We start from the raw sequence: 19,963 nt of genomic DNA, 5'->3' as shown, positions 1-19,963 counted from the left end.
CAAAAAATCTGAAAGTAGATCAGAGATATCTTGAAGTGTTTCTCTCATCTACTTGAACAGCATTAATTCAAATACATTTCATGACTGTAGACCACTTCATGCCCATTCCAATAAATATAGCCTTTTTCAATCAACTCTTTAAGCAATAAACGAACATCAGATTTAGGGAACATTTTTTCCAATAGATCGCGCAATGCATAAATATCTTTGGGTTTCGATGTTTTTAAATCATTCAGTTTATGAATCACTTCAATTTGAACAGGATCAATCTGCTCAAAGTTTTTAAACAGCACCTGTTGTACCGCTTCAAGAGATTCCTGATCATCTATTTCTTGGATGACCTGTTGCGGATGCGCATGTAAGCTTTCTAAAATTTGCTCAATTTTATGTAATTTAATATGCGATTGTTTGTCCAGCTGTTGATCAGCTTGGTCATGAGAATTTGAATTTTCTATATCGAGACTGATCCACTGTTTTAAGACCTTTTTCCGATAAGAAATTTGTTCATCAAGGCATTTCACAATTCTTAAATTAATCAGCATTCCTACAAGATGCTGTGCTTTTTCTGGCACAATTTGCAATGTATTGGCAACAGAGTTGCGTAATTTTTCAATTGTATTCGGCTTTCCTGTCATCTTTGCTAAAGCATCACAATACTTTTTAACCATTTGTAAATACGGTTTATTTTGAATTGTTTCAAGACTTGGAAGCTGTCGTTTTTGACTTGGGCATTGACCAGTCGGATCAATTTGAACAAGACGGCAATCGAGATGTACATTACGGATAATATCCAACAACACCGTACAAGTGGATGTGGCAGAAATAATTTCGATCTGTGTATCTGGTGTTAAGAGTGCCAATAATTGCCCTGCAATCACGGCATACTCATATTCTTTTTGAGCCGCTTGAGGAACGTCTAAAATCACCACTTGACCACTGTTGATCCAACTGGAAAGCGCTGTGAGATCATTCAGTGAATAATGAAAATGCCCAGTACAATTAAAAAGATATAATGTAGCGTAATGCTCAACCATTTTACCCAGCATTGGTGCTGTAGGCATATTATTTTCAAGGTCAAAAAGAACAACTGTATCCGGCATGGTCAAAAGTTTGCAATTAAACAGTGGCGTGCATTACAGCGGGCTTTCAGTAAAAGGTCAAATAAAATTGGAAATTTAACTATAAATTTCCAATTTTTACGCTCAGGTTAAATTGCACATACCTAAAGACTATTGAATACTGGCAATCACATGATCAGCCTGACAAGTTATCCCCACGTTTGCCGATATTTGTATTTGACCACTTTGGTGTGCGAGCACTTGAACTTCCATTTTCATGGCTTCCATAATCGCCACCACTTGCCCTTCAGTGACGTGCTCGCCTGTTTGAACTTTCCATGCCACGATTGCGCCATTAATGGGTGCAAGCAAATGCTCAGGTAGAGTCTCAAAGGATGTTTTTTGATCTACATGTTGACTCGTTGGCATAATATTTTGGGCAAACAGCCCCGCAGGCAGTCCCAAACGGTGTAATTTCCCATCAATTTCGATATAGCTCAATGTCATCGCTTGCTGATGTTGAGGAATACTTCGCTGCGTCGGTTTTAATACCTGCTTAAAGTCATTTTCAATCCACCGAGTATGGACTTTAAATTCTTCAGTAAAATCAGGTTCATTCAATACAGCACGATGAAAATCTAGTACTGATGCAACACCTTCGATTTTAAATTGCTTTAATGCACGTTTTGCACGTGCAATTGCGATCTCACGGGTTGAGCCTGTCACAATGAGCTTCGCCATCAAAGAATCAAAGTGGCTTGAAACTAACGAGCCTGTACGCACCCCTGTATCAACACGTACACCATGACCAAAAGGTGCTTCAAATAGACTCAATGTGCCAAATGCAGGAATAAAGCCACGACTTGGGTCTTCCGCATTAATCCGGAACTCAATAGCATGCCCAAGTGCCTTTGGTGTATCTTGAATAGACAGTTCTTCACCTAATGCAACTCGGATTTGTTCAACCACCAAGTCTACCTGTGCTGTTTCTTCAGTCACAGGATGTTCGACTTGCAAACGCGTATTTACTTCAAGAAAAGACAATGTACCATTTTGGCTCAACAAATATTCAACTGTTCCAGCTCCGACATATTGTGCTGCCTGACAAATATTTTTTGCAGAACTAAGGATTTCTTGATAAATCTCATCACTGATAAATGGCGCAGGAGATTCTTCGACCAATTTTTGATTACGGCGTTGTAGAGAACAATCTCGTGTCCCCAACACCACCACATGTCCATGCTGATCAGCGATCACCTGTGCTTCTACATGACGAGGATTATCTAAATATTGCTCAACAAAACACTCTCCACGACCAAATGCAGCCTTGGCTTCTCGAACCGCAGACTCATAGAGCTCTTTCACTTCTTCAAGTTTCCAAACCACTTTTAGACCACGACCACCGCCACCGAAAGCAGCTTTAATTGCAATAGGCAAACCATGCTGTTTGGCAAAGGCTAATGCTTCTTCTGCATTATTCAAAGGATCTTGTGTACCTTGAACCAGAGGTGCGCCGACTGAAGCTGCGATTTTACGTGCTTCAATTTTATCTCCTAATTTTTGAATCGCAGTTGGAGATGGACCTACCCATTTTAAACCAGCATCAATTACTGCTTGAGCGAACTCTGCACGTTCTGATAAAAAACCATAACCAGGATGCACCATCGTAGCTTTAGATTTCTTAGCAACATCAATGATGGCATCGATATTTAAATAGGTTTCTTTAGCGGTTGCTCCCGCTAAACCCCATGCCTCATCTGCAAGCTCGACATGTAAGCTGCCGATGTCATCATCTGCATACATGGCAATAGATGTGATACCCATATCACGACACGCTTGAATAATACGTACAGCAATTTCGCCACGGTTGGCGATTAATAGTTTTTCATTGGCATAATTTTGCTTGTTCATTTCAATTCTCTATCTCTACAAATTCGGCAATTTTTCTAAACTTGACATGGCAATCTGCAGGTATTTGCGCCACCAGATTCCAATGGTGTTTAGCAACCGAGGCAATCACGGGATAACCACCAGTAAGTGGGTGATCGTTCATAAACAAGACCGGCTGACCATTTGGTGGAATTTGTAAAGCGCCAATACAGGTACCTTCACTTTCCAACTCATGGGTCACTTTACGGTTGAGTGGTTGTTTACCCAACAAGCGCAAACCAACACGGTTACTTTCATTGGTGACTAACCAGGATTGATTGCACAGTTTCTCAATACTGTCTTGATCGAACCAATCCGTGCGGGGTCCCATCACAATATCCAGTTCAACCGTGTCGCCAAGTTGAGGGAGATTGGCTTTTGCCACGTCATTGATCGTGATATTGGATGGGACAACTTGACCTTGGTAAAGCACATCCCCCACTTTTAAGGGATGTGGACCAAGAATTGCTAAACTGTCAAAAGAACAGCTATTTAAAACAGGCTGAATGTCGAAACCACCACGAACTGCAAGATAATTTCGTAGTCCAGCACGAGGAGTTTGTATGTGAAACTCATCACCACAATCTAATGCGATGGGTTGATAACACTCAAAATCAGCGTTTTGACCATCTGCAAATTTCACATGAATATTTGAAATTGCACCCGCCACAGCAATAACCGCTGAATGTTGCATTTTTGCTTTTAAACCGCCATTTAAAATCTCAATTACGGGTGTGTCAGTTGGATTACCCACAATTCGATTGGCACTGTGCATAGAATCAATATCCATCGCACCTGCTGTCCCAACACCAATACTGGTCTGTTGAAAGCGACCTTCATCTTGAATCGAAGTTTGCAGTCCAGATGCAGTCAGTTTAAATAAAGGTAATTTTGAACAATTGTCTTGCACCGAGGTGATCTGTTTTGGTACATCTACAGAAATAGGATGACGTGTCACATCTTCAAAATTTACAGTCATTCCGGGTCTTAACAGTGCAGGATTCGAGCGTTCCAAATCCCACATTTTTTCAGTTGTTGTACCAATCAATTGCCAACCGCCAGGGCTATCCTTCGGATAAATGCCTGAATATTGACCTGCTAAACCTAGAGAGCCTGATGGAATTTTTTTACGAGGCGTTTTTAAACGCGGAATATCCGTAAACGGCTGGTCAGGACTATTCATATAGGCAAAACCAGGCGCAAAGCCAATAAATGCGACATCCCAAGTACTTTGATGATGTTTACGAATCAAATCTGCGACAGATAAGCCCTGTAACTCTGCCACTTGTGCTAAATCTTCACCATCATAACGAATGGGAATAATCACTTGCTGGCAATGTCGCTGAATATCTAAATCTATATTTAAGCTACCGATTAAAGTCAATAAGGTTTTGAAGTCAGTGTTGATCTCATCAAAAAACACCAAAATCGTCTTTGCAGCAGGAATTAAATCTTTGATTCCTTTCAAGTGTAAATTTTGCAATTTGCTGTATAACGCCAAAGTTTCTTGCAAACTGGCAAGTTCAATCAAGAAACTATCGGAATTTACTGATAAAAATCGCATTTACTGATCCTTTCTTTTTTAACCCATCCAGACACGATCTGGAATGTCGGTAATCAACATGTGTCCCGGTGCATGACTAATTGCAAATGGAATTTTTGAGTTCATTACAGCTGCTTGAGGTGTTACACCACACGCCCAAAATACAGCGATCTCGCCCTGTTCAATACGAGATGCTTCACCAAAATCAGGTTGATTAATATCATGAATACCTAAACTTTCAGGATGTCCAATATGCACAGGTGCACCATGCACACTTGGCATACGTGCGGTAATTTTCACAGCTTCTGAAACTTGATCCGCAGGAATTGGTCGCATGGAAACCACCATATTTCCTGAAATGCGCCCTGCTGGTTCGCAACTAATGTTGCTCAAATACATGGGTACATTGGTTTTATCATGAATATGACGGACTTCTATACCAGCATCTTGCAATGCCGTTTCAAAAGAAAAGCTACAACCAATTAAAAATGTCACCAAATCTGGATGATCATTGTAAATCTCAGTTGCATCGGTCACTTCATCGACCATTTCACCATCTTTCCAAATTCTATAGCGTGGAAAATCGGTTCGAATATCTGCATCCGATGCCAATTTTGTGGCATAAACACCTTCTTCTAGAACATCGAGAACAGGACAACTTTGAGGATTACGGTGCGCATATAATAAGAAATCATAAGCCCAATCTTTGGGTACAGAAATCATATTCACTTGGGTCATACCCGGTGCCATACCAGCCGTAGGTCGATCAAAACCTGCACGAATTTGTTGTCTTGCTTCACGTGTCGCTTTTAACTGCGCTGGATCAACTTTGATATTTTTCAACATGTGTATCTTCCTTTATCCACAAAATGAACGAATATGAATATCATTTTTTAACAGTTCAGCTTTAATCGCAGCAGACATTTCTAAAGCACCAGCCGTATCACCATGCAAACAAATCGTATCGGCTTGGATCGGGGTAAATACCCCATCAATGGATTCAACTCCACCGTTTTTCAGCATAGACACCACGCGTTGAGCGACAAAATCAGCATCATGCAGCACCGCACCTTGCAAACGGCGTGAAACCAATGAACCATCTCGGTTATAAGCACGATCTGCAAATGCTTCAGAAACCACTGTTAGCCCTGCTTGACGCGCCTGATCGACCAGATTAGACCCCGCTAAAGCGACCAATACCAACTTGGGGTTATACATTTTTATCGCTGCAATGACGGCTTCAGCCTGAACTGCATTTTTGGCAATCGTGTTATAAAGTGCACCATGTGGTTTAACATAGCTCACTGCCGAACCAGCCACTTTGGCAAGCCCATCCAATGCAGAAATTTGGTAGAGCACATCAGCAATCAGCTCATCCTGAGACAAATCCATATTGCGACGACCAAAACCGACTAAATCAGGATAAGCAACATGCGCACCGATACACACATTTAATCGCACAGCCTGCTTTAATGTTTGTAATATCCCTAATGGATCACCTGCATGAAAACCACAAGCAATATTGGCACTACTGACCACAGGCAAAATTTGCTCATCATTGCCCATTTTCCATGAACCGAAACTTTCACCCAAGTCACTATTTAAATCGACAAACATCAGCGTACTTCCTTTTTAATTGAGTGCTAGATTGATTACAGTTTAGTGAGATAATTAAATACTGTTGTGAATGACATATATCCCATCCACCATGTTAGTAAGCAGGTCAGCACACCTAAAATCAATAACCATTTTGGATAGTTATAATTGCCCATGAGATCTTTACGACATGCAGCGACATAGACAAAAATTGTCAAACCAATCGGTAAAACCAGCCCATTAAAACCACCGACAAAGATCAATAATCCAGCTGGTGTTGCACCTAAAACTACATACAACAGTAATGCCAAAGAAATAAAGCTGATGGTGATATAGTTGGTTTGTTTAGCATTTAGATTCTTTTTAAAAGCTGAAATAAATGAAACTGATGTATAGGCTGCACCGATAGTACTACTGATCCCTGCTGCCCAAAAAATCAAACCAAACAGTTTAAACCCAAAAGTACCTGCGGCATATTGAAATGCTTGTGCTGCAGGATTGGCATCATGGCTGGCTAGATCAATTGTTGCACCACTTACCACCACACCTAAAAATGCTAAGAACAAAACATAGCGCATGATCCCAACAACCACGATCCCTTTGGTTGCTGCCTTTGCAACTTCATCAATGTTTTCTGGCCCAACAGCACCCTTATCGAGTAAACGGTGTGCACCTGCATAGCAGATATAGCCTCCGACGGTTCCACCGACAATCGTGGTGATAATCGCAAAATCAATTTGGTCAGGCGCAAAAGTTTGTTGAACAGCTTGTCCCACGGGTGGCATGACAATAAAGGCGACAATGACAATTAGAATAATTTTGAGCAAACCCAAAACAATCATACTTTTGTCCATCACCAGTGTGGCTTTTCTGGAAGCAAAAATAAGAATAGCCAATGCACCACTGAGTACACCACCAACTTTGGTATCTAAACCAAATAAGGCATTTAAGCCAAGTGCTGCACCTGCAATGTTCCCGATACTAAAGAAGAAGCCGCCAAGAATGACCAAAAATGCAAGTAAATAACCGCTGCCGGGTAAAGCCTTGTTGGCAATATCAGAGGCTCGCATCTGAGTCAGGGTGACCACACGCCAAATATTTTGTTGAACCACATAATCAATCAGAATAGAAATCAAGATCGCAAAGCCAAATGCTGCACCTAATTTCACTGTAAATACAGCAGTTTGTGTAAGGAACCCCGGACCCATTGCAGAAGTTGCCATCATAAATATCGATGCAACAATTGCCCATTGACGGTCAGATAATATAGAAGATTTCAATAAAGACATGTATGCGTTCCTCATCCATTTGAGCTTAATCAACGCTATTTCAAGTTAAACAAAGAACATCAATTTTTCTGAAAATATGAAATTCTTTTATCCTTTAAATCTTGAAGATTTTTTTGGTAGTGCCCTACCAAATCTATATTTGAAATAAAAGCATAGGAAATGAGCCAGAACAATCAGCCAAAAAGATTAGCAATAAAATTTTAAAATATTGAATTTAATATGTTTTATTTTAATAATATCATTTTAATAATGATTCATTATAGATACCGATAAGTTCTAATTATCAATAATGTGACAATTTTGGAACTTTAAAAGATCAAATTATGAATCAAAAATAAAGTACAACAGTAATAATTACTTAATTTTTAATTTTATCATTCAACTTTTTCATTGCTTTATCGGAGATCAACACCGCCAAATCCGTTAGTTTTTCCTTTAGAGCAGTATTATTTCCCTGAGTATAAATTGCAGTGAAATGAAAAGTCTTGAGCTGAATCGGGGTATCCAATATCTCCAAGCGACCATCTAAAATTTCCTTGAGTGCAGTCAATTTAGGGACAACAGCTATTCCTAAACCTTGTTCAGCTAAACGTAATAAGGTTGCCAATGAATAACTCGTAATTGAAAGTGGTTCATCTATTGCCTGTTCTTTCATTCGAGCTTTGAGTTCTTTATAAGGATAAGTAATTCTTGGATAAGTCAAAATAGTATGCGACATCAATGTACGAAATGACATTTGTCCGATGCCTCCTTTAAAGGAAGGGGATGCTAAAAAACTTAATTCAAAATCACACAGTGAACGTTCAATACATTCAAAGGGTAAAGTCGGTCCAAGCAAAAAAGCCATATCCAAATCCCCTACGCGTACACCTTCTTGCAGATCAGGAGTCAAACTCACCACGATTTCGATAGAAACTTTAGGAAACTCTTTTTGGACTTGCTCCATATATTCCACTAACCATGTGTGTACGATGGTTTCAGAGACACCTAAACGAATTGTACCTGTTAAATATTGGCTTTCAGTAAGCTCGGCAACCAGATCTGTTTCAAGCCGCATAAATTTTTCAGCATACTTGAATAATGTGGTTCCCTTATGGGTGGCTTTGATTTGACGAGAACTACGATCCAGTACTTTAAAGCCAAGGTCATTTTCAATCGCAGTAATTTTTTGTGAAATTGCGGGTTGTGTAGTTTGAAGTTTGGTCGCTGCTTTATTAAAACTTTTTAAAGTCACCACCCAATAAAATGCTTCAAGGTTTTTTAAGTTCATGATCCATCTTGACCTTATGTATGAATGATGACGGTATGCAAATCCTTTGCCAGCGTAACGGATAATTGTGTAAATGCATAAGCAGTTTAAATCATGCCAGCAACACTCAAATTACATTTTATCTCCTCAGTAATGCGGTGGACGATTGGTCATTGGATCAAAAGCAGCAATACCTTCTGACAAATCAGCGGACTCTACACGTTGATAAAGTAATTGCATTTGTTTTTTTAAATCAGCAATTTCCAAGCTCTGTTGCACAACTTGATCATTTAATTGTTCGACTAAATCATCTAAAAATGCAATTCGGACTTGCAAATCTTCGATAGGTGCGGAAAATGACGCCTGATCATCAAGATTTTTATGTTTAGTCATTTTTAGTCCTCACTGTGGGATGTTTAGGAAACCGTATGGCCTATATTACTATAAGGGATGTCCAACTTGCGTTTGGTGGACCTGCCCTGCTCGATGGCGCAAACTTCAATTTAGAACGTGGCGAACGAGTCTGTTTGATTGGCCGTAACGGTGAAGGTAAGTCTACTTTACTCAAACTGATTGAGGGAAGTTTATTACCCGATCAAGGTGAAATTGCCTTACAAAACGGAATCACCATTTCTATGCTTGCTCAGGATGTCCCTATGGACTCTGGCAAGGTTGCGGATATTGTCGCTGAGGGTGCAGGTGAAGCTGCTCAAGTCCTCAAAGAATACCATGAAGCGAGTGATGCTTGTGTATTAGGTGATATGGATGCTTGTGACCGCATGGGCAACTTGCAACATAAGCTTGACCTACTTGATGGTTGGGCTTTAGAAACCAAAGTTAATGCTATTCTCAGTAAAATGGGCTTAGATCCAGAAGCTGATTTGGCAGATTTATCTGGTGGTCGTAAACGCCGTGTTTTGTTGGCACGTGCTTTACTTACCCAACCTGATGTTTTATTACTTGATGAACCGACCAACCATTTAGACGTTGAAAGTATCGAATGGTTAGAAAAATTCTTACTCGACCAAAATAATCTCACGCTGTTATTTATTTCGCATGACCGTGCTTTTGTCGACAGTATTGCAACTCGTATCGTTGAATTAGATCGTGGTATTTTACGCAGTTATGAAGGCAACTACTCAAGATATCTCGACTTAAAAGCCCAACAAATGGAAGCAGAAGAAAAACAAAATGCTTTATTTGATAAAAAACTGGCTGAGGAAGAAGCTTGGATTCGTCAAGGCATTAAAGCACGACGTACCCGTAATGAAGGTCGTGTTCGTGCATTAAAAGATTTACGTGAACAGTCTAAAGCTCGTCGTTCGCAGCAAGGCAAAGTCAGTATGGCAACGCAAGAAGCCAATCGTTCAGGTAAGTTAGTCTTCGATATTGAACATTTACGTGTTGAATATGATGGCTACCCAATCATCAAAGATTTTTCTGCATTGGTTCTGCGTGGTGATCGAATCGGTTTGGTGGGTGATAACGGTGTCGGTAAAACGACATTGGTAAAAGCTATACTGGGTGAACTTGAACATGGTGGTTCGGTTAAAACAGGTACACAACTTGAAGTGGCTTATTTTGATCAACTGCGTAATGCGCTAGACCTTGAAAAATCAGTCATGGCAAATGTGTCGGAAGGCTCAGACTTTGTGGATGTTAACGGTGGTCGCCGTCATATCTACAGCTATTTACAAGATTTCTTATTCTCTCCTGAGCGTGCACGCACACCCGTTAAAGCACTTTCGGGTGGCGAACGAAATCGTATTCTTCTGGCAAAACTATTGCTCAAACCATCCAATCTGATCGTCATGGATGAACCAACCAATGACTTGGATATGGTAACTTTAGAGCTTCTTGAAGAAATGCTCAGTGACTATAAAGGGACCTTGTTGTTGATCTCGCATGACCGTGCCTTTATGGACAATGTGGTGACATCGACTTGGGTATTTGATGGTAAAGGCAATATTGATGAATATATTGGTGGTTATCAAGATTACCTTGAGCAACGTCCTGATCAAAAAGTTGTAGACCAAAAGAGTGATGTAAAAAAAGCCCTTGCGAAAGCTGAAGCAGCCTCAGTAGCCGTTGAAGCACCAGTCAAGAAAGTAAAGCTGAGTTATAAAGACCAACGTGCTTTAGAACAATTGCCTGCCGAAATTGAGGCATTGGAAAAAGAACAGTCTGAACTCTCAGAAAAACTCGCAGACGGTTCATGGTTTGTCACAGATGCCGATGCAGCAACACAAGCTTCTCAACGCTTGGCTGAAATCGATGATCTTCTGTTGGAAAAAATGGAGCGTTGGGATCAATTAGAAGAGATGACCAAAAGTTAATTTTTTATTGTTTCTTCCAAAAAACTCCGTAAATCTGCGGAGTTTTTTTATTGTAGCAATGCTCCAATAAAATCAGCACAGTTTTCACTGTAGGTATTCCCATCAGGATAAATCGCTAGCATTCCTTGATAAGTATTAAGCGTATAGATCATCTAAAGCTTGGCGCTTTTCAGGACTATGTCCTGCAAAATATAAAAAATGTGCCTGAAATTCAGCACCCCTAATAAATAAGGAGGGTTGATCTTTTCGATGTTCTAACCACTGAAAATCTTTTAAATAAGGCTCTAAATCTGCATAGCTGTTGATCATTCTTTTACTCGTACAATCTCACTCACCAGATGCCATTTAATTTTCTTGGCTTGTTTTAAAACCATATGGTCGTAACATTCTAAAAAACGAGGAGCAATATCGCCTTTCAATAAAACTACATGTTGGCGGTAGTCATAAATATCATTTTGCTCATAATCATTACGATCATCATAGCCAACATACATAGGCTGACCATCTAAATCTAACTGTTCATCATAGCGATAGATACCATCAATCTCGCATGGTCGTCCAGATTCCAAGTAAATATTCTTTTTTTGGGGTTTACGCTCTTGATAATGCCCACGATCAGGGAAAATATCAGGTGCATCTAAACGTCGAATCCATTTACGACTTTCATCAACATCTAAAACTTGATAGTTATTCCCAACATCCCAACTAATTGAAAGACATGCACCATTCCGTAAAGGGCGTAATGCTTTATTGAGATTAAAATAACTGTCTAAAACAGGTTGATTGCTTGGCAGTAATTGAGGAAATTCTTCGAGTTGGAATAAAAAACCGTCCTGTTGTTGCTGTGGTCGAAGATTGAAATGTTCACAATATTTGGGGAAAGTTTTAACTTCACAAATTCGTTGTACCAAGCTATGACTGATATAGGTCAGCCAGTCTATACTTTTAATTCCATTTTCAATTTGTCTTCTTTCTTTTATGTCTGCTCCTTGATAAATCCCCCAAAAGCGTTCGCCTTGTGCCAATGAATAATCACCAACGCCCATTGGCTTAAAGGGTAAAACCCCTTGAAAACCAGCCACTGCATGATAGACCCCAAGCTTATCAATACACATTTGGATTAAAGACATCAGGATTTGCTTTTGTTCAGGATCAAAAATCAATTGATTAGGTACATGAAAAGTTAATGTTGAACTATATAGTTTATGCCCTTCCCAACCACGATTGGTAAATGCCATCAGTGCATATTCTGGTGCCTCATCACGTTCACCTGATGCGCAGTACCATTCAATTTGATCATCTGGATCTGGATTCTTTTTAAGAACTTCACGAATACTCGGCATTTCTATAATATCGGTATAATGGATTTTTCCATTCTTATCAAAATCAATGCCCCAAGTGAAATGCTCTGCATAATATTGGTTATAAGCTTCAATACATTCGGCTAAAGCTTGGCGCTTTTCAGGAGTATGCCCTGCAAAATATAAAAAATGTGCCTGAAATTCAGCACCCGTAATAAATAAGGAGGGTTGATCTTTTTTGTGTTCTAACCATTGAAAATCCTTTAAATGCGGTTCTAAATCTGCATAGCTGTTGATCATACTGTTGTTTCCTATTTTTTATGAATGTGCCAAAGTAGCAAAACCTGTAATCAGTAAACCACCACCCACTGCCTCACTTGCACCGATTGCCCCTGCTGTAGCCATTGCCCCACCTGCTGTGCCTGCCAAAACCACTGTTCCACAAATAAATGCCCCTGCAACCCCAACACTGGCGGTAATTGGAATCATCATGCTTTGATATTCTTGAAGCGGTACAAACTTTCTATAAAACTGTACTTGAGGTGAGGGTGGCGCAATCAACTTACCTAAAGCACCGAGCATACTTGGAATGCCCTTTTTAGGAGTTAAAGCTATAGTTGCTGGACGAAATATGGCATTTTTATACGGAGCTAGATTTTTAATCGGTGGATAAACTGGAATTTTTGTTCCGCCACTGGGTGGTTTTCGGGTATCACAACGACAATCTTTATCGGTGACTTCTCTTACTTTTCCTTCAGCAATTTCCTCATAGGCTTCATATTGACCTTTAGCCCAATCATCCTTGCCAAACTTAATTTCAACCAAACGCTCAATACTTTTCCCTTCAGGATAGAAACGCTTCCAATCAATCATCCCTGACATGCGCATTTCAATAATCTCTGTGGCTTTAATGGTTAAAATGGTCAGGTCAGGAATACGAAAATCACCTTTGGCAAGGTTTTCAATTTGTTTTTGTGCTACACCAAGTGGAAATGTAGAAGGACGATGCATCCGTTCAGGGTTATCACTCATTAAAGGCTTTGGAGGTTTGGTCTTCATGTTATAACCGACTTCAGCAAGATATGCCCATACCCCAAAGTTTAAATCAGCTTCGGCACGAATCGCGGTTGTAACGGTTTGTTGGTAAAGCTTTTGTCCAATTGCTCCAATTTTAGGGGCTTTACTGGCTGCGCAAATATGTGCACATAAATAGGTTTTATTCATACCCGTTTCTAATTTAATGTCCGTACCTTTGGTACTGGGTTTTGTCGTTGATGGTTTGGTTTTATTGGGACTGGTAGAACCTGAACCACCTGTATGACGTCCAGCCATTTTTCTTATCCTTATTCTTTATCTGTGATGTGGTATTTATCGAAATCAGTATCTTCATCATCGTCAAGCGTTTCAAAATTGACTGGCAATTCTTCATGAGTCCACAAATGTTCTGTTTGCCCTTGTGCGTTGGTATAACCTTCAATGAAAGAACCGTCTTCTGACGTTAAACGATATTTTTGATTGACGACTGGGTGATTATCATGGTCATACAGGGTGAAAAATTCATAATACTTTTGAGGTTTAGAAATCAATTGTTCTGGAATGCTTGTATCGCTACGTCCATCACTCCATCCCATTAAGTTCTGACTGGCTTTAACCGTATGCCCGCAACTCAGTACACAACCATCATAAGCAATCTGTCTATCTTGATCGAGATGTCCTATCCAGCCTTGTTGAATGGTTTGAGGACGATTACAGCAAATTGCTTTCATTCCCACTGAAGCGACAGGTCGCCCTAAAATGATATTACTCACATTACCTTCAACCACGACCCCACCACCCGAAGTGCGATCACCAATACAGATATAATAATTAACCATTATATTTTGTTCTCTCTTTAGATATTCTAATAATAAAAAAACATCAAATAAAAAAATTATTTTATTAACAATGACATAAAATAAACATTACTATCAAGAGCAATAGTTAAGTTAAGAATAGCATTAAAAAACAGACTTTTCATTGTTAATTTGAAAGTTCAAAAGACAACAAATCTTATTTAAAGAATAAATGAACGCGATACTTTAAGGATTAAAATTAAATAAATCTTAAAAAATTAAAACACTTACCATTCCCCTATCATCTCACTCTACATCATTGCATTTATACTGATTTTCGCTACAAGCACTTCATGATGTTTCCATATAAATGCCTGAATATACAACTATCGAATCTAATTCAGATCTCGAATTATTTAGTGAGAATATGATCATGAAAAAAGTTACATCATTACTTATTGCAGCATTTACAACAGCAGTTTTTGCAGGTTCTGCAATGGCAGCAACACCAGCACAACATTCATCTCAACCAGTGAAAACACATCAGGTTCAAAAACAGCATAAAGCTGGACATGCCAAAAAACATCATGCAGCTGCTCATAAATCAGCAACAGCAAAAAAAGTAGAGGATAAAGCTGCAACTAAATAATCGAGTTAATTTAAACACTTTATAAATCAATGATCCTCATGCTTAAAAGCTACATCAATGATGTAGCTTTTAAATTTTTATCGCTAGAAATAATATAGATAGAGATCATTTTAAAACTTTTGCTCTACTTAAACCCCAATTTTTCAGCAGGCTTGATCAGCCACAATGATAATCTTCTTAATCCTCTATCAAATATAGACTGTTGTAAAATCCAGCAGGTCAAAACAGATAAAATGATACAAATACTCACTTCAATAAAAAGATTGAAATCCAATTGCCAATAACGTGCAACCAACATCACCACAAATCCATGTAATAGATAAACAGCCAGTGTATTTTGCCCCAAGTGTACAAAGTGCTGATTTAAACTTTTAATCCATACAAAAGTCGCATAAATCCCCAACGATGAAATGAGCAGACATGCTAGTCTCATTCCGATTCCTACAGGTATGCTGACTTTAAGTTGCGAATAACTCAAACTGCCATATAACCAAAATGGATTCAGTTGCGTAAAATAGACCAAAATAGCGATCGCCCCTAAAAGTGATAGGCTCACAACTTGGCTAAAGTGACTTTGCTGAATTTTGACTAAAATCTCTTTTCCATATAGTGCACCAACAACAAAAAAGGGCAAGAAAGTAAAAATTCGTCCAATTGAATATTGATAATTGTTCCAAGGGCTTAAACCAATACATAAAGCAAAAATCAGTGCAATCAATAGGGGAAATTTTGTTTTTATCAAAAAGTGGGTAATCATTGTCCATGCAATCATGCCCAACAGATACCATAGAATCCAGTAAGGGCGTTCAAATAAATTCCAATTGATTTGGAACTGCCCAGACCAGATGGCATCAAAGGCAGGAAATAAAATTTGAAAAGGTAGATACAGCGAAATAAAAAATAAAATATTCTTCCGCCATTTTTTTTCGTTAAACAACATGCCTGAAATAAAAATAAATGCAGGCATGTGTATAAAATAAATAGTCCCCAACAAGGCATGGTTAAATGGGTCATCCCATCCAATCATTCGTTCGAGGAAGTGTCCGAGAACCACAAGAAATATAAGGGTTGCCTTACAACTGTCTAAGTAAGTATCTCTCATGATCAAATGGTCGAGAATAATGATTGATCATCATTATATACCTAAAATCTGTAATTGATTTTGCTCAATCTCAGCAAGAAGCTGTCGATAAATTTTAAAATTTTCTAAATCAAAACAGACAAAATTGACTTCTTGTAAATGTGCTGTTTGCTCCAAAAAATCTGTCGTGGCTTTGATCGCAATCGATGCTGCATCATTTTTTGGAAAACGATAGATTCCTGTAGAAATATTGGGAAATGCCAGTGTATTCAATTGCTGTTGTTCCGCCAGTTTCAGACTATTGGTATAAGCGGATTCAAGCAGTAGAGCTTCTCCTTGTTGCCCATCTTGCCAAGTCGGTCCTACAGTATGAATAACAAAGCGACTGGGTAATTGTCCAGCTGTTGTGATTACGGCTTCACCTACTGCACATCTCCCTTGTCTGGCACGGATTTTTTGACAATCAGTTAATATTGCTTCCCCACCTTTCCGATGAATTGCTCCATCTACACCACCACCACCAAGTAAAGAGGTATTTGCAGCATTTACAATCGCATCAACCTTTTGCAGCGTAATATCACCTTGAACTAATCGAATAATTTTCATTTTACTTCCTTGCTCATCATTGTTGATGATGATTCACATCTCGAGTTTTCTTCTTTAAACGGCTTCATGCTACACTTCTTTCAGTTTTAACCACCCCCAAATTTACAAAATTGCTATGAGTAAAAAGCTTCAATACGAACCTGGAAAATTTTATTGGGCGTTTTTACATCCAAAATATTGGGGAATATGGATTGCAATTGTGTTCTTGATGTTACTAGCGATCTTACCTTGGGCAATTCAACACCGACTCGCGACGGTATTAGGAAATATTGCCTTTGATCGACTTAAATCACGCCGTGAAACAACTGTGCGCAATTTGGAAGTCTGCTTTCCAGAATGGTCATCGGAGCAAGTATTTGAAAATTCAAGACAAGTCTTTGTTGACCAAATGATAGGTGTATTTGAAACACTGAATGCATGGTATTCCCCGCAGTGGTTTAAAAATCGTGTCAGTATCGAAGGCTTAGAACATATTACAACTGCAAAACAACAAGGTCAGGGCATATTACTTTTAGGTACACACAGTACAATGCTCGATGCAGGTGGTTATTTATGTGCCCAATTCTTTGAACCCGATGTGGTGTATCGTCCGCAAAATAATCCTTTGTTAGATATGCTGATTTATCGTTGCCGTGCAACCATTTATAAGGCACAGATTGATCATGACGATATGCGGGGATTGATCCGCCACCTCAAGGATGGCGATGCGATTTGGTACAGCCCTGATCAAGATTTTGGACTGAAACAAGGCGTGATGGCGCCATTTTTTGGTACACCTGCGGCAACAGTAACCGCACATCGACGCTTATTAAAAATATCAAAAGCTGTGGCGATTCCTTTGTATTTTTATCGTCATGGAGATATTAAAAATCCCAAATATCATGTCTTGATTGAACCTGCCGTCGAGCCCTTACCGAGTGATGATGAATTGGATGATGCTATTCGTGTCAATAAAATCATCGAGAATCAGCTTCGGATCGCACCAACACAATATATGTGGTTCCATCGTCGTTTTAAAACCCGTCCAGAAGGTTATGAAAAAATTTATTAAGTTCTTACTTTAATTTGGCTCGAATTTTAAAATTAAAAAAGCAAAGTTAAATATCCTGTAATATCGTTTCAAACATGGGCTAACAAATATAGCCGATTCAATCATCATCAAATTTCACAAATTGATATGTATTGATATGGCTATATTGGTCTCTTATTTTGAGCTGTTGTTTATCCAGTGATATGATTTCTAAATCTTCATTTTTTGACTTGCCTGAACCATCATCCCATAGAATGCTCATTTGTATGCCATCTTGAGTTGAGTTCAATGCTTCGATAAATCCTGTTTGATTTTGAGTGATGAGCAAATAATAAGACGAAGCTTGAGAAAAACTGATTTCGGTTAAATCTTTGCGTGAACAAGGTTGCTGGCAATGATAAATACGGCGATTGAGACGTTCCCAAATCTCGCTGGATTGTAAATCATTTAAATTCTGTTTGTTCTCTTGCCGTTGTTCAACCTCTTGAGACTTTTGAACCTCAACACTCGACTTTTCACAGCCTGTTAAAATTAAATTTAAGCAAAATAGTAGAATTATTTTTTTCATTTGATTGTGGATCATCATTCAAGTCAGCGTATTTAAAAAATTGAAAATCAATACATATAATTTTTAGGTTGAAGTCATCAACCTTTCCATATTCTAAAGCGAGCCATTGCCCAAATCACATAAGGCCAAAAAATCATATTAACGATGCTATGAATACTGCTCCAAATTCGCCAATACCCCTTACCAAAAATATCTGCTCGCGCATTAAAAATCTCAATACTAAAAGCCAAGACAACCGTGAGAATCATAGCAATATTGGATTTCAGTTGGCGTTTATGAATTGCAGCGACAATAAAGTACAAGATTAAACCTGCATAGACAAACAAAGCATCACTACTTAAACCTGTAAAATGTTTAAGGCTCAGTGCAAATTCTTGGATTTTTGATAGCAACATAAGGACTCAATTTTTATTTTCGATCTTGTCTATCACAAATTATATACTATAAATAAAGCATAACCCGAGTTCTGCGTCCTGCAAAACTCGGGTTTATGAGGTTGTGCTTTCAAATCTTATTGTTATTTTACTGTGGTTATCCATTCCAACATCAAATCCTTGATGATTGCTCCATCGACTTCGTCTTCCTTAGTGAGATTTTCCGTTCTCATTCCCTGTGTCGATGAGTAAAGATTAAAACGAATCGTGTGCAGATACTACCCGCTTAGAGACTAAATCCACGTAAGAAATTGCTTACAAAAAATCGCCTTTTTCAAGATTTATTGTTAGACAATGACATGTCCATTTTATAGTCTTGAGCCAATTCATCGGTCACGATCTTCTCTTCTTTTTCTGCTTTTTCAATACCTTCCTGAATAGCTTCTTGAGCTTCTTGCTCATCAGAGTCAGTTTGTTCCAACTCCTCTTGACATTGTTCAAAAATACGACTTGATTGTAACACCACATAGATTGGGAAATGATCTGAACCAATATGAGGCAAGCGCTCCATATGTACTAAAGCAAAATCTGTACTGTGAAATAAGTGATCCAATGACCACCTTAAAAACTTATAGTCGGCATGAAAAGTGTTGATATATCTACGCCCCACACGAGGATCAAGCAAACCACTGATCCGTTGAAACAATCGTGTTGTTCGAGACCAAGCCACATCATTTAAATCCCCCATCACGATACAGCTTTCATCTAAATCTTTGATTTGATCACCCACAATCAATAATTCAGCATCTCGTAAAGTTGAATCTTTGGCTTCTGTCGGGCTGGGTGGTTTTGGATGCAGGCAATACAATTGTACAGCCTGTCCAGAAGGCAAAATCACTGTGGTATGGATTGAAGGAATTTCATCGCTGAGAATAAATTTAACCTCGCTATCGACCAGCTTTAACTTGCTATAGAGATGCATTCCATACAAATTATCTAAAGGAACAGGCACACGATAAGGATAGTCTTTTTCGATCTTCGCTAACTCATTTTGCCATGTTTGATCCGTCTCAAGCGTAAGCACGAGATCAGGCTGATGTTTTTCGATTTGCTCAATCAGTAAATCATATTGCTGATTTGGCGTTAGTACGTTCGATACAATGACTGAAATCTGTTGATCTGGATTCAATTGATCTTGTTGCACATGTTGAACTTGCTTTTTCCAGATAAAGGTATAAGGCAAAACCATTTTTAACTGAAAAGCTAAAGCAACAATCAATAAAAATAAAATAATCTCACGCGCCAAGTCCCAAGGTGCATCCCAAAATAGCAATAACACCAAAGCAGTCAAACCCACACATAAAATCTGTAGTCGTGGAAAATCTGCACCCCTAAACCACCATTCATCTCGTGGAATCAGTGACCAGAAGCTGAGCCAAATCACGATCACAGCAAGGATTTCTATCCAAATCATATTTTGTCACTCTTATATTCTTAATTTTTGCATGATTCATAAATTAAT

Annotated in this window: 19 protein-coding genes and 1 pseudogene; 3 read left to right on the top strand and 17 right to left on the bottom strand. The window is 38.8% G+C overall.

The window, feature by feature from the left end:
- Positions 1-62: 62 nt before the first annotated feature.
- The 8 genes and pseudogenes from F938_RS23160 to F938_RS23125 all read right to left on the bottom strand — a co-directional run bounded on the left by F938_RS23160 (position 63) and on the right by F938_RS23125 (position 9,057).
- Positions 63-1,100 (bottom strand): hypothetical protein, encoded by a 1,038-nt coding sequence (locus tag F938_RS23160; protein WP_005035629.1) that lies wholly within the window; start codon positions 1,098-1,100, stop codon positions 63-65.
- A 129-nt stretch (positions 1,101-1,229) separates the two neighbouring features.
- Positions 1,230-2,969, bottom strand: coding sequence for an acetyl/propionyl/methylcrotonyl-CoA carboxylase subunit alpha (locus tag F938_RS23155; protein WP_005035627.1), 1,740 nt, complete (start codon positions 2,967-2,969; stop codon positions 1,230-1,232).
- A gap of 1 nt (position 2,970) precedes the next feature.
- The gene (locus F938_RS23150) at positions 2,971-4,551 is read right to left on the bottom strand and encodes a 5-oxoprolinase subunit B/C family protein (protein WP_005035626.1); all 1,581 of its coding nucleotides are present in this window, start codon (positions 4,549-4,551) and stop codon (positions 2,971-2,973) included.
- A gap of 18 nt (positions 4,552-4,569) precedes the next feature.
- Positions 4,570-5,376 (bottom strand): putative hydro-lyase, encoded by an 807-nt coding sequence (locus tag F938_RS23145; protein WP_005035624.1) that lies wholly within the window; start codon positions 5,374-5,376, stop codon positions 4,570-4,572.
- 12 nt (positions 5,377-5,388) lie between these two features.
- Positions 5,389-6,147, bottom strand: coding sequence for a LamB/YcsF family protein (locus F938_RS23140; protein ID WP_005035622.1), 759 nt, complete (start codon positions 6,145-6,147; stop codon positions 5,389-5,391).
- 35 nt (positions 6,148-6,182) lie between these two features.
- Positions 6,183-7,434: pseudogene (locus F938_RS23135) on the bottom strand (NRAMP family divalent metal transporter).
- Between the two features lie 339 nt (positions 7,435-7,773).
- Complete coding sequence (gene mumR / locus F938_RS23130) at positions 7,774-8,685, bottom strand: LysR family transcriptional regulator MumR (RefSeq protein ID WP_004826621.1); 912 nt, start codon at positions 8,683-8,685, stop codon at positions 7,774-7,776.
- 126 nt (positions 8,686-8,811) lie between these two features.
- Positions 8,812-9,057, bottom strand: coding sequence for a SlyX family protein (locus tag F938_RS23125; RefSeq protein ID WP_004826619.1), 246 nt, complete (start codon positions 9,055-9,057; stop codon positions 8,812-8,814).
- 35 nt (positions 9,058-9,092) lie between these two features.
- On the opposite strand from F938_RS23125, the gene F938_RS23120 reads away from it, so the two are divergent.
- A complete protein-coding gene (locus F938_RS23120) occupies positions 9,093-11,000 on the top strand; it encodes an ATP-binding cassette domain-containing protein (protein WP_005035619.1) in 1,908 nt (635 codons plus the stop codon).
- Between the two features lie 135 nt (positions 11,001-11,135).
- Here the strand turns inward: F938_RS23120 and F938_RS24565 are convergent, their stop codons facing one another.
- The 4 genes from F938_RS24565 to F938_RS23105 are packed head-to-tail and all read right to left on the bottom strand — an operon-like array spanning position 11,136 to position 14,175.
- On the bottom strand, positions 11,136-11,309 hold the full coding sequence (locus F938_RS24565; protein ID WP_005035617.1) for a hypothetical protein: 174 nt from the start codon (positions 11,307-11,309) through the stop codon (positions 11,136-11,138).
- Entirely contained in the window at positions 11,306-12,601 is a 1,296-nt protein-coding gene (locus F938_RS23115; protein WP_005035615.1) for a type VI immunity family protein, read from the bottom strand. The genes F938_RS24565 and F938_RS23115 overlap by 4 nt, the downstream gene beginning before the upstream one ends.
- An 18-nt stretch (positions 12,602-12,619) precedes the next feature.
- Positions 12,620-13,633, bottom strand: a complete 1,014-nt coding sequence (locus tag F938_RS23110) for a hypothetical protein (RefSeq protein WP_005035612.1) — start codon at positions 13,631-13,633, stop codon at positions 12,620-12,622.
- 11 nt (positions 13,634-13,644) lie between these two features.
- The gene (locus F938_RS23105; protein WP_005035611.1) at positions 13,645-14,175 is read right to left on the bottom strand and encodes a PAAR domain-containing protein; all 531 of its coding nucleotides are present in this window, start codon (positions 14,173-14,175) and stop codon (positions 13,645-13,647) included.
- 391 nt (positions 14,176-14,566) lie between these two features.
- Here F938_RS23105 and F938_RS23100 point away from each other — a divergent pair, with 391 nt between their 5' ends.
- Positions 14,567-14,782, top strand: coding sequence for a hypothetical protein (locus tag F938_RS23100; protein ID WP_010590781.1), 216 nt, complete (start codon positions 14,567-14,569; stop codon positions 14,780-14,782).
- Positions 14,783-14,906: 124 nt separating this feature from the next.
- Here the strand turns inward: F938_RS23100 and F938_RS23095 are convergent, their stop codons facing one another.
- Complete coding sequence (locus F938_RS23095) at positions 14,907-15,884, bottom strand: acyltransferase family protein (RefSeq protein WP_005035606.1); 978 nt, start codon at positions 15,882-15,884, stop codon at positions 14,907-14,909.
- A 33-nt stretch (positions 15,885-15,917) separates the two neighbouring features.
- Positions 15,918-16,469: an O-acetyl-ADP-ribose deacetylase gene (locus F938_RS23090; RefSeq protein ID WP_005035604.1), complete on the bottom strand. Its 552-nt coding sequence runs from the start codon at positions 16,467-16,469 to the stop codon at positions 15,918-15,920.
- Positions 16,470-16,584: 115 nt separating this feature from the next.
- Here F938_RS23090 and F938_RS23085 point away from each other — a divergent pair, with 115 nt between their 5' ends.
- Positions 16,585-17,520, top strand: a complete 936-nt coding sequence (locus F938_RS23085; RefSeq protein WP_005035602.1) for an LpxL/LpxP family acyltransferase — start codon at positions 16,585-16,587, stop codon at positions 17,518-17,520.
- A 97-nt stretch (positions 17,521-17,617) separates the two neighbouring features.
- Here F938_RS23085 and F938_RS23080 read toward each other — a convergent pair whose 3' ends face one another.
- The 3 genes from F938_RS23080 to F938_RS23070 form a co-directional block, all read right to left on the bottom strand.
- Positions 17,618-18,067 (bottom strand): membrane lipoprotein lipid attachment site-containing protein, encoded by a 450-nt coding sequence (locus F938_RS23080; protein ID WP_227565884.1) that lies wholly within the window; start codon positions 18,065-18,067, stop codon positions 17,618-17,620.
- A 77-nt stretch (positions 18,068-18,144) separates the two neighbouring features.
- On the bottom strand, positions 18,145-18,462 hold the full coding sequence (locus F938_RS23075) for a hypothetical protein (RefSeq protein WP_004826606.1): 318 nt from the start codon (positions 18,460-18,462) through the stop codon (positions 18,145-18,147).
- A gap of 313 nt (positions 18,463-18,775) precedes the next feature.
- On the bottom strand, positions 18,776-19,915 hold the full coding sequence (locus tag F938_RS23070) for an endonuclease/exonuclease/phosphatase family protein (protein ID WP_005035596.1): 1,140 nt from the start codon (positions 19,913-19,915) through the stop codon (positions 18,776-18,778).
- Positions 19,916-19,963: the final 48 nt, after the last annotated feature.

The organism is Acinetobacter bereziniae LMG 1003 = CIP 70.12 (assembly GCF_000368925.1).
Taxonomy (GTDB): Bacteria; Pseudomonadota; Gammaproteobacteria; order Pseudomonadales; family Moraxellaceae; genus Acinetobacter; species Acinetobacter bereziniae.
Note: the sequence above shows the minus strand (reverse complement) of the source record. Positions and strands in the feature narration are given on the sequence as shown.

What these genes read in the sequence shown, in the direction of transcription:
- F938_RS23160 (WP_005035629.1), bottom strand. Translation starts at nt 1,100, where the DNA reads ATGCCGGATACAGTTGTTCTTTTTGACCTTGAAAATAATATGCCTACA.
- F938_RS23155 (WP_005035627.1), bottom strand. Translation starts at nt 2,969, where the DNA reads ATGAACAAGCAAAATTATGCCAATGAAAAACTATTAATCGCCAACCGT.
- F938_RS23150 (WP_005035626.1), bottom strand. Translation starts at nt 4,551, where the DNA reads ATGCGATTTTTATCAGTAAATTCCGATAGTTTCTTGATTGAACTTGCC.
- F938_RS23145 (WP_005035624.1), bottom strand. Translation starts at nt 5,376, where the DNA reads ATGTTGAAAAATATCAAAGTTGATCCAGCGCAGTTAAAAGCGACACGT.
- F938_RS23140 (WP_005035622.1), bottom strand. Translation starts at nt 6,147, where the DNA reads ATGTTTGTCGATTTAAATAGTGACTTGGGTGAAAGTTTCGGTTCATGG.
- mumR (WP_004826621.1), bottom strand. Translation starts at nt 8,685, where the DNA reads ATGAACTTAAAAAACCTTGAAGCATTTTATTGGGTGGTGACTTTAAAA.
- F938_RS23125 (WP_004826619.1), bottom strand. Translation starts at nt 9,057, where the DNA reads ATGACTAAACATAAAAATCTTGATGATCAGGCGTCATTTTCCGCACCT.
- F938_RS23120 (WP_005035619.1), top strand. Translation starts at nt 9,093, where the DNA reads ATGGCCTATATTACTATAAGGGATGTCCAACTTGCGTTTGGTGGACCT.
- F938_RS24565 (WP_005035617.1), bottom strand. Translation starts at nt 11,309, where the DNA reads ATGATCAACAGCTATGCAGATTTAGAGCCTTATTTAAAAGATTTTCAG.
- F938_RS23115 (WP_005035615.1), bottom strand. Translation starts at nt 12,601, where the DNA reads ATGATCAACAGCTATGCAGATTTAGAACCGCATTTAAAGGATTTTCAA.
- F938_RS23110 (WP_005035612.1), bottom strand. Translation starts at nt 13,633, where the DNA reads ATGGCTGGACGTCATACAGGTGGTTCAGGTTCTACCAGTCCCAATAAA.
- F938_RS23105 (WP_005035611.1), bottom strand. Translation starts at nt 14,175, where the DNA reads ATGGTTAATTATTATATCTGTATTGGTGATCGCACTTCGGGTGGTGGG.
- F938_RS23100 (WP_010590781.1), top strand. Translation starts at nt 14,567, where the DNA reads ATGAAAAAAGTTACATCATTACTTATTGCAGCATTTACAACAGCAGTT.
- F938_RS23095 (WP_005035606.1), bottom strand. Translation starts at nt 15,884, where the DNA reads ATGAGAGATACTTACTTAGACAGTTGTAAGGCAACCCTTATATTTCTT.
- F938_RS23090 (WP_005035604.1), bottom strand. Translation starts at nt 16,469, where the DNA reads ATGAAAATTATTCGATTAGTTCAAGGTGATATTACGCTGCAAAAGGTT.
- F938_RS23085 (WP_005035602.1), top strand. Translation starts at nt 16,585, where the DNA reads ATGAGTAAAAAGCTTCAATACGAACCTGGAAAATTTTATTGGGCGTTT.
- F938_RS23080 (WP_227565884.1), bottom strand. Translation starts at nt 18,067, where the DNA reads ATGAAAAAAATAATTCTACTATTTTGCTTAAATTTAATTTTAACAGGC.
- F938_RS23075 (WP_004826606.1), bottom strand. Translation starts at nt 18,462, where the DNA reads ATGTTGCTATCAAAAATCCAAGAATTTGCACTGAGCCTTAAACATTTT.
- F938_RS23070 (WP_005035596.1), bottom strand. Translation starts at nt 19,915, where the DNA reads ATGATTTGGATAGAAATCCTTGCTGTGATCGTGATTTGGCTCAGCTTC.